Raw genomic sequence first — 14,817 nt, forward strand, 5'->3', positions numbered from 1 at the left:
TCAGGCTACCTTCAAGGGCAGGCAGCGCGGCCCGATCGGCTCGAACTGCTTGTACGTGAGGATGAATTCCTGGTGGCCCAGGTCTTCCGACTTCGTGCACTCGCCGTTCGCCACGCGGGCGACGAGGTCGACGATTTCGTCGCCGACTTCCTCGATGGTCGCATGGCCCGTGAGGATGCGGCCCGCGTTGACGTCCATGTCGTCCGCCAGGCGCTCGTAGGTCGCCGGGTTCGCGCACACCTTGATGACGGGAGAAATGGCCGAGCCGACCACGGACCCGCGGCCCGTCGTGAACAGCGTGACGTGCGCGCCGCACGCGATCAGTTCCACGATCTCGGCGTTGTCCGAGATATTCGGGAAGCCGAAGCGCGGTTCGCCGTCCGGCACCACGTCCAGCAGGTACAGGCCGCCCGTGGGCGGCTGGTCGCCCGGCTTGATGATGCCGCTGATCGGCGACGCGCCGCTTTTCGCGTATGCGCCCAGCGATTTTTCTTCCAGCGTCGTCAGGCCGCCGTCCGCATTGCCCGGCGCGAAGCTGCCGTGGCCCATGATCGTGTAGTAGCGCGACGCCTTCTCGACCGTCTTGACGATCTCGTCGCCCAGTTCCGGCGTGACGGCGCGGCGCTTCATGTGGAATTCGCAGCCGACCAGTTCACCGGTCTCCTCGAACACGCACGCGCTGCCCGCGGCAATCAGCCGGTCGAACGCCGCGCCGACGGCCGGATTGGCCGTGATGCCGCTCGTGCTGTCGGAACCGCCGCAGATCGTCGCGACGACCAGTTCGTCGAGGCGCATCGGCACGCGCTCCTGGCGCGCCAGGTCCTCGACGGCCCACTGCACCCATTCGACGCCGCTCTTCACGCCGGAGCGCGTGCCGCCGACGTCCTGGATCGTCACCGTGTGGACGGGCCGGCCGCTGTCGGCGACGGCTTGCGCGACACCGTTCTTGTCGAAGCTCTCGCAGCCGAGCGACACGAGCAGCGCCGCGCCCACGTTCGGGTGCGTCAGCACGCGGCGCATGATCGTGTCGGCGTATTCGTTCGGATAGCAGCCCGGGAAGCCGATCAGGTGCACGGGCTGGCCGGGGAACGCATTCACGATCAGGCGCGCGACGTGGTGCGCGCACTCCACGAGATAGGCGACGACGACGACGTTGCGGATGCCCTTGCGCCCGTCCGCGCGCGGATAACCGGACAGGGCGGCCAGGGTGATGTCGGTGGAGGTGGTCATGGTGCTTTGCTTCCGATGAAATGGTGGCCGTCCTGGTCGAGCGTGAAGGTCGGGATGTAGTCGCTTTCCAGGTTGTGCGTGTGGATGTGCGCGCCGATGGCGACGGGCACCGTGGCCGTGCCGATGATGGCGCCGTAGCGCAGCACCTTGTCGCCCGGCGCCAGGTCGCGCCGCGCGACCTTGTGGCCGAGGCGGACGTCGCCGGGTAGCGCAACCTCGCGGCCGTCGATGACGACCGTGGCGCCGGCCTTGAGGTCGACGCGCGCGATGAGGCAGTTATCCTCGCGCGACATGAGCAGCAGGCTGCCCGCCTGCGCTGGGGTGGTGCTGGACATGACGATCCTTTGCGGCTGACTTAAGTAACAGCATAATTGTATTCTATAAATTGAAAACATACGACTATTTGCTCTGCTGCGCTGCAGCACAAAAGGAATCGGCAAACGTAAGTACTCACGCACAATAAATGTTACTCTTACGCAATTCCAAGCCTTCAAGTCAGTCATCGTCCCGTCATGCATCCCAAGCTGCTCCTTCGTCTTGCGGCCCTGGCGCTCGCGTTCCTGTGCGCGCGCGCGCCGGCACAACACCTGCCGCTGAAGGCCTACGGCCAGGCCGAGGGCCTCGGCAACCTGTCCGTCACGGTGGCGTCCCAGGATGCCGCCGGCTATGTATGGATCGGCACGCAGAACGGCCTGTTCCGATTCAATGGCACCGGCTTCCGCCGCTACGGTCCGGCGCAGGGCTTTCCCGACAAGATCGTGACGGCGCTGGTCGACGGCCGCGCGACGGGCATGTGGGCCGGGACATACGAGAATCTATACCGGTTCGACGGCAGGCGCTTCCGTTCCGTCCGGTTCGACGGCAAGCCGATCGAGGTCTGGCCGGGCCAGCCCGTCGCCGCGACGGCGGACGGCCGCGTGCTGGTGGTGGCGCGCGACCGGCTTGTGGAGATTACGCCACGCGGCGACGGCGGCGACGTCCGCGCCTACTTCACGCCCGATCAGATCCGCGCCTACCCCGGGCTGGCAACGATCCTGAGCATCCACGCCGACGCGGACGGCGCCCTGTGGATGGGTTGCGGCACGGCCCTGTGCAGCGTCGAGCGCGGCCGCGTGACCGTCCGGGACGGCAAGGACGGATTGCCCGCGGATGCCTGGAGCGGCATCCTGCGTGATGGCGCGGGCACGCTCTGGGTGCGCAGCGCGACGCACGTCTTCGTGCTGCCGGCGGGCGCCGCGCGCTTCCAGGAGCGGACGCCGTCCGAGATCCGCAAGCGCCAGCTCCTCACGGAGATGCGCCTGGACGCGGATGGCCGGGTGCTGACGAACGCCGACGACGGGCTGCTGCGCTGGCAGGACGGCCGGTGGCAGCTGTTCGGCCGCCAGAACGGACTGGACGTCGGCGGCGGCGTCACCGCGATCCTGCAGGACCGCGAACACGGCATCTGGCTGGGCACGCTGGGCCGCGGCCTCGTGCAACTACTCGGCTACGGGAACCTCGAAAACTGGACCACGTCGCAGGGCCTGCCCAACGACGTCGTGATCTCGGTGCTGCGCGACCCTCGCGGCATCCTGCACGTCGGAACGCGCTCCGGGCATGCCTGGCAGGTGCCCGGCGAACGCCGCTTCCGCACCGACCCCGCCCAGCCCGCGTACGCGACACAGGAATGGGGCAGTATGGCGCTCGACGCGGACGGCCACCTGTGGGCGGGCACCTACGGCGGCGCGCTGCTGCGGCGCACGCAGGAGGACGGCAGGACCGCGCTGGTCGCGCAGTGGCCGCAGATCAACCAGGTGCTGGCGGACGGCGGCCGCGTCTGGATGGCCACGGAAGCGGGCATGCACGTCTTCCCCGCGACGGCGCCGCTCCCCGCCGGCGGCAACGAACCGGTCACGGATGCGGTGGCCGACGGCTGTACCGACGGGCGCGGCCATCTGTGGTTTGCCGGGATGAGCGACGTCAGGCGTTTCGACGGACGGGCCTGGGAGACCCGGTCGTACGACGCGGCGCTGGGCGGTGCCGAAATCCTCAGCCTGGCGTGCGCGCGCGACGGCAACCTGATCGCGACCACGCACGACGGCCTGTGGCGGCTGCGGCCCGGCGGCCGCGCGACGCGGATCGATGCGCCGGTGTTGCGCGACCGGTTCATCCTGAACGCCCGCGAAGACAGCCGCGGCTGGCTCTGGGTCGCGCTGGACGTGGGCTTCGCGGTATGGAACGGCAGGCACTGGCGCACGCTGGACCAGACGCAGGGCCTGGCGTGGAACGATTCGAACGGCCGCGGCACGTACGAAGACCGGGACGGTTCGATCTGGCTCATCACCAGCAACGGCCTGTCGCATGTGCTTCATCCGGAACGCCTGTTCGCGTCGGCGCTGCGCCCGCCCGTGATCGAAGAGGCGCTGCGCGGCAACGGTCCGCTGCCGGTGGGCGACGCGCCGATGCCGTGGCGGGCGGACCAGATCGTGTTCCGCCTGGCCCACCTGCAGTTCGACCAGGGCCGGGGCTGGCACTATCGTTTCCGCCTGCTCGGCGTCGACGACGCGTGGAACGACACGGTGCAGCCGGAAGTGCGTTACGCGGCGCTGCCGGGCGGCCGGTACCGCTTCCAGGTCGCCGCCGTCGACAGCGCCACCGGCGAGCAGTCGGCGCCGGTGGAACTGGCGTTCACGATCGCACCGCCATGGTGGCGCAGCGTCCGGTTCTACGTGCTGTGCGCCCTCGGCGTCGCGGGCGCATTCGTCGCGTTCCACCGCCTGCGCCTGCGCGCGCACCGGGCGCGCGAAGGGAAGCTGACGGCGCTGGTGCGCGCGCGCACGCACGAGCTGGAACAGTCACGCGAGGAAATGCGCCTGCGCGCGCTGAAGGACGGGCTGACCCAGTGCTGGAACCGGGTCGCGATGATGGACATCGTCGCGCGCGAAATCGAACAATGCGCGCGCTCGGGCGAAAGCTTCGCGCTCGTGCTGCTGGACCTCGATTACTTCAAGCGCGTCAACGATACGCACGGCCACCTGGCGGGCGACGCGGTGCTGGTCGAAACGGCGCGCCGCCTGCGCGCGGCCGTGCGGCCCTACGACGCGGTGGGCCGCTACGGCGGCGAGGAATTCGTCGTGGTCCTGCCCGGCCTGAACCTGCCGGCCGACGCGTCCCGCATCGACGCCCTGCGCGCCGTCGTGCGCGGCGAACCCGTCGACATCGGCGAAGGCAACACGCTGGCCGTCACCGCCAGCTTCGGCGTCGTCGCCTTTACGCCCGGCACCCCGCACGATCCGGTCGCCCTGCTCGGCCGTGCCGACGCGGCGCTGTACCGGTCGAAACACGCGGGCCGCGACCGCATCAGCTACGCGGATTGATCGGCCGCGGCCGCCCTATCCATTGGCCAGTGGCGGCCGTCTCGTGCGCCCGGTAGGCTGCCAAGCCTACAACACATCGGAGGGCACATGATCAACAAGAAAGTCGTGAATTTTGGCGTCGCCTGGGAAGGCCTGTTCGGCTACGTCCAGGGCATCCAGGTGAAGGACACGGTCTACCTGTCCGGACAACTCAGCCACGACCGGCAGGGCAACCTGGTCGCGCCGGCCGACCTGGACGCGGCCGGCAAGCCGGCGAACTACGACGCGATGGAAGCGCAGATCCGCCAGACCTACCGCAACGCGGTCGAGCTGCTGGCCGAATTCGGCGCCACCCTCGACGACGTCGTGGAAGAGACCTTGTACGTGCTCGACGTGGACGCGGCCTTCCCGGCGGCGGCCAAGGTCAGGAAGGAAGCGTACGGCGCCGACCAGCCGCAGCTCGCCAGCAACCTGATCGGGGTGTCGCGCCTCGCCTTTCCCGCCCAGTTGGTGGAGATCACGTTCCGCGCCGTGCTGCCCGATTAGGCGTCGGCCGCGGCCTGGGCCAGCGCCACGAACGCATCGACGAGCGGGCCGCCGCCTTCGGCATGGCGCGCGAGCAGCATCGCCGTGGTGGCGTCCGGATCGGCGAGCGGCCGGTAGACGACACCGTCCATGTGGATGCCTTCGAATGAGCTGGGCAGCACCGAAATGCCGCAGCCGGCGGCGACGAGGCCGATGATCGTCGACGGCTCGCCCGCCTCCATCGCGATGTGCGGCGTGAACCCGGCGGCGCGGCACAGGTCGAAGATCTGGTGGTAGATGCCGGTGCCCGTCTTTTCGGGGAAGACGACGAACGCCTGGTCGGCCAGGTCCTTCACCGCTATCGTCTTTTTCCGCGCCAGCGGTGCGTCGGCCGGCAGCACGAGCAGCAGCGGATCCCGGCGCAGCATCGTCAGCGCGACCGTGCGCGGCAACGGCATGGGGCCGGGCCGCACGAAGCCCACGTCCAGTTCGCGCGCCTCGATCTGCGCGAGCTGCGGCTGCGTGGGAATCTCGAGGAACGTCAGCCGCACGCCCGGATACTGCTGGCGGTAGCGCCGCACGACGCGGGCGAACAACGGCGTGAACGGCGTGGAAAACGTGAACCCGACGCGCAGCTCGCCCGCTTCCCCCAGGTGCGCGCGGCGCGCCGTTTCCTTGGCCTGTTCGGACAGCGCCAGCATGCGCCGCGCGTCCGCGAGGAACAGCCGCCCCGCTTCCGTCAGCAGCACGCGCCGCCGGTTGCGCTCGAACAGCCGGGCGCCGATCTCGTGTTCCAGCGCCTGGATCTGCTGGCTCAACGGCGGCTGGCCGATGTGCAGCCGCTCGGCGGCGCGCGTAAAGCTCAGCTCCTCCGCCACAGCCACGAAGTAACGCAGGTGCCTGAGTTCCATCTTATATTTTCAAACGATAAGTAACGCCACAAATATATATTGGACAGTCGTATCCCGCAATCCTACGATGGCCCCATGACCAATCGCACCAACCGCGCCCTGTTCTTCGGCGGCTTTTCCTGCTTCGCCCTGCTGTATTGCGTGCAGCCGCTGATGCCCCTGCTGGCGCAGGATTTCGGGCTCACGCCCGCGCAGAGCAGCCTGTCGCTGTCGCTCTCGACGGGCGCGCTGGCGGTGTCGCTGCTGTTCTCGTCCGTCCTGTCCGACCGCCTGGGCCGCAAGACCATGATGGTCGTGGCGCTCGTCGTGGCCGCGCTGATGACGGTGCTGGCCGCGGGCGCGCGTACGTATCCGCAGCTGCTGGCGGCGCGCACGCTTCTCGGCTTCGCGCTGGGCGGCATGCCGGCCGTCGCGATGGCTTACCTCAGCGAAGAGATCGAACCGGCGGCGCTCGGCGTGTCGATGGGCCTGTACATCGGCGGGAATGCGTTCGGCGGCATGGTCGGGCGGGTGCTGGCGGCCGTGCTGTCCGACTTCGTGTCGTGGCGCGCCGCGTTCGCCGTGATGGGCGTCGCGGGCCTGCTGGCCGCGTGGGAATTCTGGCGCAGCCTGCCGGCGTCGCGCAACTTCCGGCCGTCGTCCGGCGGCGTGCCGGCGCTGCTGCACGGCCTGCGCGGCCACTTCGGCGACGCCGGCCTGCCCTGGCTGTTCGCCCTGTCGTTCCTGCTGATGGGCTGCTTCGTGAGCGCGTACAACGTGATCGGCTTCCGCCTGCTGGGCGCGCCGTTCGGGCTGCGCCAGAGCGTGGTCGGCGGCATCTCGCTGCTGTATTTGCTGGGCATCTTCAGTTCGGTCTGGGCCGGCCGCCGCGCCGACCGCCTGGGCCGGCGCCACGTGCTATGGACCGTGATGGGCACGATGCTGGCGGGCCTGCTGCTGACCATGGCCCACAACGTCGGCGTCATCGTGGCCGGCATGGCGGTGTTCACGTTCGGTTTCTTCGCGTCGCACTCGATCGCCAGCAGCTGGGTGGGCCGGCGCGCCCGCACGCAGCAGGCGCTCGCGTCCGCGCTGTACCTGTGCTTCTATTATCTCGGCTCCAGCCTGGTCGGCTGGCTGTGCGGCGTGCTGTGGGAACACGGCGGCTGGGGCGGCGTCGTGGCGCTGCTGGGCGTGCTGCTGGGCGCCGCCCTGCTGATCGCGCTGCGCCTGCGCCGGCTGGAACCGGTCGGGCAGGCGCTGGCGCCGGCGTGACGATCCGCTCCCCTGCCACGGTCGGGTAGATGGCGCCGGGCTGTTACGATAGCGAACCGTCGCCCTGGACCGCTACCGTCATGTTCACCCGCATCCACCACGCCGCGATCATCTGTGCGGACTACCCACGATCCCGGCACTTCTACACCGAGGTGCTGGGCTTGCGCATCGTCGCCGAAAACTACCGCGCACAACGCGACTCCTGGAAGCTGGACCTGGCGCTGCCGGACGGCTCGCAGGTCGAGTTGTTCTCGTTCCCGAACGCGCCCGCACGCCCGTCGTATCCGGAAGCGTGCGGCCTGCGGCACCTCGCGTTCGCGGTCGACGACCTGCAGGCGTGCAAGCAGCATCTCGAAGCGCACGGCGTCGCCGTGGAACCGGTACGCACGGACGAATACACGGGCAGGCGCTTTACCTTCTTCGCCGACCCGGACGGCTTGCCGCTGGAGCTTTACGAGACCTGATCCCGGTCCGCGCAGTTACAGGTAATGCGCCCCACCCTGCCAGACCAGCTGCAGCCCGGTCACGAGCAGGCAGGCCTGCGAAATCCGGTAGAACCACACGAGGTTGATCCGGCCCTGCAGCCAGATGCCCAGCTTCACGCCCAGCGGCACGAGCGGCGCCAGCACGAAGCTCGTGCCGAGGTTGTCGAGCGACAGCTGGCCCAGCCACGCGTACGGCACGAGCTTGACCGCATTGACGGCCGCGAAGAACACGCTGATGGTGGCGACGTAGCGCACCTTGTCCATCCGCTGCGGCAGCAGGTAGACCATGGCCGGCGGTCCGCCGGCATGGGCGAGGAAGCTGGTCAGGCCCGAGACCGCGGACCAGAAGGTGCCTTTCGCCAACGAGGGGCCGGCCTGGCGCTGGTGCGCCGCCAGGCCCAGCACGTTGTTGACGGTGAAGGCCACCGCGATGCTCCCGATCAGGATGCGGATGACGTCCTCGCCCAGCATGCCGAACGTGAGGAAGCCGGCGACGATCCCGAGCAGGGCGCCGGGCAGCATGATGCGCAGCGTCGGCATGTCCCACTTGCCGAAATAGGCGCCCAGGCCGACGAGATCCATCAGGCACAGCACGGGCAGCAGGATCGCGGCCGCCTGGACGGGCGAGATCGCCAGTGCCATCAGCGGCACGCCCACGCCGCCCAGCACGCCCCCGAAGCCCCCTTTCGAGATGCCGGTCAACAGGACGGCCGGCACGGCGACGGCATAGAACAAGGGGTCGGCGATCAGCATGCTGCCCCCTCCGCCACCAGCTGCCGGATCAGGTTCTTCACGGCGGGCGCCCCTTCGCTGCGGCGGAAGACGGCGGCCAGTTCCGAGGTGACGGGGTCTCCGGCCAGCGGCTTGTAGACCACGTCCGGCAGCGCCAGCGTCGTGGCCACCACGTCGGGGACGACCGCGACGCCCTTGCGCAACGATACCTCGGTCAACACCGTCAGCAGATTGCCCGGCGCCGAGACGATGCGCGGCGCGAAGCGCCCGCGCCGCCCGACTTCGCGCGTACCGAGGTCCTGTTCGGGCACGACGAAATCGTCGTCCTCCAGCCCCTGCGCGTCGACCGCTGCGGCGCCGGCCAGGCGGTGGCTGGCCGGCAGCGCGATGCAGAAGCGGTTGCGCTGCAGGACGTGCACGCGCAATTCGTCCGGGAGCGCCATCGGCAGGCGCACGAAGCCGAGATCGACATGGCCCTCCGCGACGAGGCCCGGCAGCCGCCCCATCGGCTGTTCGTTCGCCTGCAGCTGGACATCGGGCCACTCGGCACGGAAACGCCGCATCTGCCGCTGCAGGATGCCGGCCAGCGCGGCGGAGCCCACGTAGCCGATCACGATCCGGCCGAGCTCACCGCGGCCGGCGCGGCGGCCGACGCCGACGGCCTGGTCGAACCGCAGCAGGCTGGCGCGCGCCTGTTCGAGAAACAGCTCGCCGGCCGCGGTCAGGCCCACGCTGCGCTTGGTCCGCTGCAGCAGCCGCGCCTGGAGCGTCCGCTCGATCTCCTGGATCTGCACGGTCAGCGTGGACGGGGCAATGCCCAGCCGTTCGGCGGCGCGCGCGAAATGCAGTTCTTCGGCCACCGCCACGAAATAGCGGAAATGTCGCAGCTCCATCCGTCTCCAGGCATTGAGTATTCGATAGGAACGAATTATTTCACGTTTTCCCGTTAATGAATGAAATTCCCGGCTGGGGTGTAATGCAGCTTTCATTCGAACTCAGGAGCCCCCGCGATGCCTGCCGACTCCCCGCCACGCCCCTCGTCGACACCCCTGCTGCTGACGGCCTCGCTCGGCTGCGCCGTCACGGTGCTCGACACCAACGTGGTCGGGATCGTCCTGCCGACCATCGCGCGCGAGCTGGCCGCGACGTTCGCCGACATCGAATGGGTCGTGAGCGCCTACCTGCTGTGCTTCGCGGCCCTCCTCCTGCCCGCGGGCGCCATCGCCGACCGGGCCGGGCGCAAGCGCGTGCTCTTGCTGGGCCTCGCCATCTTCGCCGCGGCCTCCCTCGCGTGCGGCGCCGCTCCCGGAGCACGGGCACTGTACCTCGCCCGCGCCGCGCAGGGCGTCGGCGCGGCCTTTCTGCTCGCGCCGTCGCTGGCCGTGATCGGCCATGCGTTCCATGACGAGCGGGAGCGCGCCCGCGTGTGGGCCTTCTGGGGCACGATCATGGGCCTGACGATGGTGTGTGCGCCGCTGATCGGCGGCGTCATCAGCCGCTGGCTCGGCTGGCGCTGGGCATTTTTCGTCAACCTGCCCGTGTGTGCCGGGCTGGCGCTCGCCGTCCTGCGCCACGTGCCGGAGTCGCGCGGCGCGGCGCAGCGGACGCTCGACGTGCCGGGCATCGTCCTGTTCGCGGCGGCCATGTTCGCCTTCACGTGGACCCTGATCTCGGGCCCCGCCGAGGGCTGGGCCAGCGTGGCCGTGCTGGCACGCGCCGCGGCCGCGCTGGCCCTGTTCGCGCTGTTCCTCGCCACCGAGCGCCGGGTCCGCGCACCGATGCTCGACCTGTCCCTGTTCGCGCAGCGGCGCTTCGTCGGCGCCGTCGCGGCCATGCTGGCCTACGCGTCCTGCGCCCAGGTGATGGCCTCCCTGCTGCCGCTCTATTTGCAGAACGCGCGCGGCGCCACGGCGCTGGAAGCGGGCGTCGGCATGCTGCCCTTCGCCCTCGCGATGCTGCTGCTGCCGATGGCCGGACGGCGCCTGGCCGCGTTCATGCCGGGCTACCGGATCCTCGCGCTCGGCCTGATGGTCGTCGCGGCCGGGAACCTCGTCATGGTGTGGGCGGCGCACCTGCCGGGCAACCGGCTGCTGGACGGCATCGGCATGGCGATCCTCGGCGCGGGCGGGGGCCTGCTGAACGGCGAGACGCAGAAGGCGATCATGGGCACCGTCCCGCCGGAGCGGGCGGGCATGGCCTCCGGCATCAGTACGACGTCACGCTTCTGCGGCATCCTGCTGGGCTTTGCCGGCATCGGCGCCGTGCTGGCGAGCGGCACGCGCGCGGCCCTGCTGGCCGGCGTGGCGCAAGCCGGCGCGACGATCGCGCCGCACCTGGTCGAGCGGGTGATCGCGGGCGACACCGGCGCCCTGCCGGCCGGGCTGGCCGGGCTGCTGCGGCGCAGTGTCGAAGCCGGGTTTGCGCATGGCTTCCTGGCGGCCGGCATCGCGGCGGCGGGGGGCGCTGCCATCGTGCATGGCTGCATGCACGACAGGGCCCGGTCGCAATCTCAGCCGCTGCCGCGCCGAAGCAGCGAATAACCCACGTCCACGACAGGCGCCGCGGACGTTTCCCCCCTCGCCTTGTTCAATAACAGCGAGACGGCCTCCCTGGCGATCGCGCTCCCATCGATCCCGATCGTCGTCAGCGCGGGTTCGAGTTCGCCCACGATGCTCGAGTTGCCGAACCCGATCACGGCGACATCCTGGGGCACCCGGAGCTTGCGCTGCCGCGCTTCGACGATGACGCCGAGGGCCATCCAGTCCGAGGAACACACGATGACATCCGTGTCCCGTTCCGACGCGAGCACGTGCGCGAGCGCCGCGCGTCCTTGCGTCACGCTGGTCGGCGGTTCGTAGCACCCGAACGGCGGCGCCTGCCGCCCCGATTCGAGAAAACAGGCCGCCAGTCCCCGGTGCCGGGCCGACGCTCTGATCCCGGTTGCCGTGGCGACGAACGGCCTGCGATAGCCGGATTCGATCAGGAAGCGGCCAATCTCGCGACCGACCGCCTCGTGCGAAAACCCGACCGCCATGTCGATCGGGTCCGCCGGCAAGTCCCAGGTTTCGATGATCGGAATATGACTCTTCGACAAAACCTCGCGCAGTTCGGCCGACTCGATCACACCGGTCACGATCACGCCGGATGGCCGATGTCCGACCATCGACCCGACCAGGTCCGCCAGGTGTTCGTCGTGCAGGCCGGTCTGGCCGATCATCACGTGGAAGCCTTCCGCCGCCAGCTGGTCCGTGAGGGCCTGGATCGTGGCCGAAAAAATGGATTGCTCGATCGTCGGCACGAGCAGCCCGATGATCCGGCTTTTCTGCGACGCCAGGCCGCCGGCGATCAGGTTCGGGTAATAACCGAGGCGCGTCGCCGCCTCCTTGACACGCTGCGCCGTCTGCAGGCTCACGCGTCCCGGATTGCTGAAGGCGCGCGACGCGGACGCCATCGACACGCCCGCCTCCGCCGCCACGAGCTCCAGCGTGGAAACACCGCCGGTCGGGCGGCGCTTTCTCGGGCGATTGTCGGATTGATCGTTCATGCGTTCCTCGGGCGTGCCAGCAGGAGTCTAGCGCATTTGCGCCCATCGAACCGCCTCATCAAAAAAGTATACTTATAAAAAATAATAGATATACTTGTATAAGCAATGGAAAGCGCTTTCCCAGTTCGCAATAAAACAATACAAGGAGACATGGTGATGAAAAAGTTGTCGTTCCAGGCATCGTCGCTGGCCGTGCTGGTTGCGTCGTCGGTATCGGCTGTCAATGCGCAGGACCAGGATCCGAACAAGGTCGTCGTGACGGGCAGCCGCATCCGGGGCGTGGCGCCGGTCGGCTCGAGCCTGATCCAGGTCGGCATCGACGACATCAAGAAGTCGGGTGCGATGACCACGGCCGACCTGCTGAAGGAGATTCCGCAGGTCACGTCGATGGGCTTCAACGCCGAGGGTTCGCTCGGTGCCGCCGCGGCGGCGAACATCACGCGCGCCACTGCCCCGAACCTGCGCGGCATCGGCCCCCAGGCCACCCTGACGCTGCTGGACGGCCAGCGCGTCCCTGCCGCGGGCACGATGGGCAATATCGTCGATCCGTCGTTCCTGCCGCCCCTGACCTTGCAACGGATCGAAGTCATCGCGGACGGCGCGTCCGCGGTGTACGGCTCGGACGCGGTGGCGGGCGTGATCAACCTGATCCCCCGCAAGCGCTTCCAGGGGCTGGAAACGATGATCCGCGCGGGCCATGCGGACGGTTACCATGACGCCCAGGCCGGGGCGATCGCCGGCAAGGCGTGGGGCGACGGCTCGGTCTTCGTGTCGTTCGACGTTGCGCACAACACCGGCATGCAGAACAGCGGCCGGTCGTTCATCGGGAGCGACCGGCGCCGTCTCGGCGGCGCCGACGCGCGCCCGAGCACCTGTGCGCCCGGGACGCTTTCCTACGGCGGCACGACCTATCCGCTGCGCGATGGCAATGGCCAGGGGCTGCTCCTGGCGAACCTTCAGAGCGGTCCCGCGAATCGTTGCGAGACCACGCCCTACACCACGCTGATTCCCGAAACCGATCGCGGCAGCGTCTTCGGTTACGCGGAACGGAAGCTGACCGACTCGATGAAGGTGTATGCCCAGGCATTCTATTATTCCCGCCGCTCGGCATCGGCCCGGGCGCTGTACACGATCACGAACTACACGGTCCCGAAGACCAACGCGTTCTATCCCGCCGACGCCGCCGCCAGCGCCACGCCCCTGCTGGCCAGCTATTCGTTCAGCGACCTGCTGGGCCCGGACTTCGCGAAGGTGACGAGCAAGGTCATGCAATTCCAGACCGGTATCGACGGCGATCTCGGCAACTACCATTACAAGGTGTCGGCCTCCACCGGGATGGGCGGCGACAGGGAAGAAAACCGCGCGGCCCTGAGCAATTACGCCCTCGCCCAGGCCATGGCGAGTTCCGATCCGGCCACCGCGTTGAACGTGTTCGGCGGGCCGCAGGCGATCCCGCGCGCGCTCGTGCAGCAACTGGCGACGGGTCAATCGATCATTCGCGGCAATACGCACCTGAACACGCTCGTCGCGGGCATCGACGGACCGCTGTTCGCGCTGCCGGGCGGCGAGGTACGTGCGGCCGTCGGCGCGGAAGTGCGCAGGGAAGCGTCCGACGCCTATTTCTCGAACAACGCCAACAGCCGCACCAGCACGACGCCCGTGGTTCTGGCCAGTGACATAGCGCGCACGATCAAGGCGGTCTACGGCGAGGTGCTCGTGCCCGTGTTCGGGGCCGGCAACCGGCTGCCCCTGGTCGCCCAACTCGACCTGTCGCTTGCCGGCCGCTGGGAAAAGTACAGCGACGTCGGCACGACCACCAATCCGAAAGTGGGCGTGAACTGGAAACCCGTCGACGACGTGCTCGTACATGCGTCGTACGGCACGTCGTTCCGTGCGCCGTGGCTGTCCGAATCGAATCCGAACGCGTCCGGGTCCGGCGTCTATATCGGCCAGCAAACGGTGCCGGGACGCGGACTCGTGCCGACCGTGACGCTGGGCGGCGGCAATCCCGGCCTGCGGCCGGAAAAAGCGCGGACCAAGTCGCTCGGGATCGACTATTCCCCGTCCTCGATGCGGGGCCTGAAGGCCGGCCTGACGTATTTCGATATCTCGTACGACAACCAGATCGTCGACGGCTTCGGATTGCAGGGGAACTACCTGCTCGATCCCGTGACGTATGCGAAATATGTCGCCTACCCCGGCGCGCCCAATTACGCCGCCCTGAAGAATCTCGTCGAGAGCTCCCCGTTCACGACGCCCGGCACGATCAACTACACCAATGCCGCAATCATGGATGCGCGCCGCACCAATACCGCCGCGGTGAAGGTCGATGGCCTGGACCTCGCGCTGAGCAACGTATGGCGCCTCGACGCCGGGATCACGTTCACCCTGCGCGGCAATCTGACTCACTACCTCAAGTACGACGAAGCGCCGAACGCCAGGGTCTTCCTCGACCGTAACAATGTGATCGCTTACCCGGCCAGGAATTCCGGCCGCATCAGCGGTGCGTGGAAGGTCGGCGGCATGTCGGCGCAACTGGCCGCCAATTACACGAACAGCTATCGCAACAACCTCTCCACCCTGATGCCGACGGTCGGTGCCTATACGACGGTGGACATGGATCTTGCGTACAGCTTCGCGAGCGGCACGGCGCTGGACGGCATCCGCGTGTCCCTGAATGCCCGCAACCTGTTCGACAAGGCGCCGCCCGCGGCCGATTACGGCAACGGTTACGACCCGTCGAAAGCAAGCGCCCTCGGGCGCGTCCTGGCCCTCACGGTCGACAAGGCCTGGTAAGGAAA

The 14,817-nt window shown here is 68.7% G+C and carries 12 protein-coding genes; 6 read left to right on the forward strand and 6 right to left on the reverse strand.

All coding sequences use genetic code 11. From position 1 onward, the window contains the following. Together ACL58G_RS24625 and ACL58G_RS24630 are read right to left on the reverse strand one after the other, a co-directional pair. On the reverse strand, positions 1-1,230 hold the full coding sequence (locus ACL58G_RS24625) for a UxaA family hydrolase (RefSeq protein WP_413387946.1): 1,230 nt from the start codon (positions 1,228-1,230) through the stop codon (positions 1-3). Further along, positions 1,227-1,565: a UxaA family hydrolase gene (locus ACL58G_RS24630; protein ID WP_413387944.1), complete on the reverse strand. Its 339-nt coding sequence runs from the start codon at positions 1,563-1,565 to the stop codon at positions 1,227-1,229. Before ACL58G_RS24630 ends, ACL58G_RS24625 begins: the two co-directional genes overlap by 4 nt. Positions 1,566-1,742: 177 nt before the next feature. Here ACL58G_RS24630 and ACL58G_RS24635 point away from each other — a divergent pair, with 177 nt between their 5' ends. Next, positions 1,743-4,586 (forward strand): ligand-binding sensor domain-containing diguanylate cyclase, encoded by a 2,844-nt coding sequence (locus tag ACL58G_RS24635; RefSeq protein WP_440963492.1) that lies wholly within the window; start codon positions 1,743-1,745, stop codon positions 4,584-4,586. An 87-nt stretch (positions 4,587-4,673) separates the two neighbouring features. Next, entirely contained in the window at positions 4,674-5,111 is a 438-nt protein-coding gene (locus tag ACL58G_RS24640; protein ID WP_440963493.1) for a Rid family hydrolase, read from the forward strand. Here the strand turns inward: ACL58G_RS24640 and ACL58G_RS24645 are convergent. Continuing rightward, positions 5,108-6,001: a LysR substrate-binding domain-containing protein gene (locus ACL58G_RS24645; protein ID WP_440963494.1), complete on the reverse strand. Its 894-nt coding sequence runs from the start codon at positions 5,999-6,001 to the stop codon at positions 5,108-5,110. The genes ACL58G_RS24640 and ACL58G_RS24645 overlap by 4 nt on opposite strands. Before the next feature lie 75 nt (positions 6,002-6,076). Here ACL58G_RS24645 and ACL58G_RS24650 point away from each other — a divergent pair, with 75 nt between their 5' ends. Then, a complete protein-coding gene (locus ACL58G_RS24650) occupies positions 6,077-7,255 on the forward strand; it encodes an MFS transporter (protein ID WP_440963495.1) in 1,179 nt (392 codons plus the stop codon). Between the two features lie 80 nt (positions 7,256-7,335). Continuing rightward, positions 7,336-7,719 carry an SMU1112c/YaeR family gloxylase I-like metalloprotein gene (gloA2, locus tag ACL58G_RS24655; RefSeq protein WP_440963496.1) on the forward strand — a complete coding sequence of 128 codons (384 nt, stop codon included), beginning with the start codon at positions 7,336-7,338 and terminating at the stop codon, positions 7,717-7,719. A 15-nt stretch (positions 7,720-7,734) separates the two neighbouring features. On the opposite strand, the gene ACL58G_RS24660 is transcribed toward gloA2, so the two are convergent. Together ACL58G_RS24660 and ACL58G_RS24665 are read right to left on the reverse strand one after the other, a co-directional pair. Then, positions 7,735-8,493 carry a sulfite exporter TauE/SafE family protein gene (locus ACL58G_RS24660; protein ID WP_440963497.1) on the reverse strand — a complete coding sequence of 253 codons (759 nt, stop codon included), beginning with the start codon at positions 8,491-8,493 and terminating at the stop codon, positions 7,735-7,737. Then, the gene (locus tag ACL58G_RS24665) at positions 8,487-9,365 is read right to left on the reverse strand and encodes a LysR substrate-binding domain-containing protein (protein WP_413387931.1); all 879 of its coding nucleotides are present in this window, start codon (positions 9,363-9,365) and stop codon (positions 8,487-8,489) included. The genes ACL58G_RS24660 and ACL58G_RS24665 overlap by 7 nt, the downstream gene beginning before the upstream one ends. A 117-nt stretch (positions 9,366-9,482) precedes the next feature. Here ACL58G_RS24665 and ACL58G_RS24670 point away from each other — a divergent pair, with 117 nt between their 5' ends. Continuing rightward, positions 9,483-11,012, forward strand: coding sequence for an MFS transporter (locus ACL58G_RS24670; protein ID WP_440963498.1), 1,530 nt, complete (start codon positions 9,483-9,485; stop codon positions 11,010-11,012). Here the strand turns inward: ACL58G_RS24670 and ACL58G_RS24675 are convergent. After that, positions 10,982-12,016, reverse strand: a complete 1,035-nt coding sequence (locus ACL58G_RS24675) for a LacI family DNA-binding transcriptional regulator (protein ID WP_440963499.1) — start codon at positions 12,014-12,016, stop codon at positions 10,982-10,984. The two genes, ACL58G_RS24670 and ACL58G_RS24675, sit on opposite strands and share 31 nt — an antisense overlap. 156 nt (positions 12,017-12,172) lie before the next feature. Here ACL58G_RS24675 and ACL58G_RS24680 point away from each other — a divergent pair, with 156 nt between their 5' ends. After that, positions 12,173-14,812, forward strand: coding sequence for a TonB-dependent receptor domain-containing protein (locus ACL58G_RS24680; protein ID WP_440963500.1), 2,640 nt, complete (start codon positions 12,173-12,175; stop codon positions 14,810-14,812). The last annotated feature ends 5 nt before the right edge of the window (positions 14,813-14,817 follow it).

The organism is Massilia sp. GER05, from assembly GCF_052056005.1.
GTDB lineage: Bacteria > Pseudomonadota > Gammaproteobacteria > Burkholderiales > Burkholderiaceae_D > Telluria > Telluria orientalis.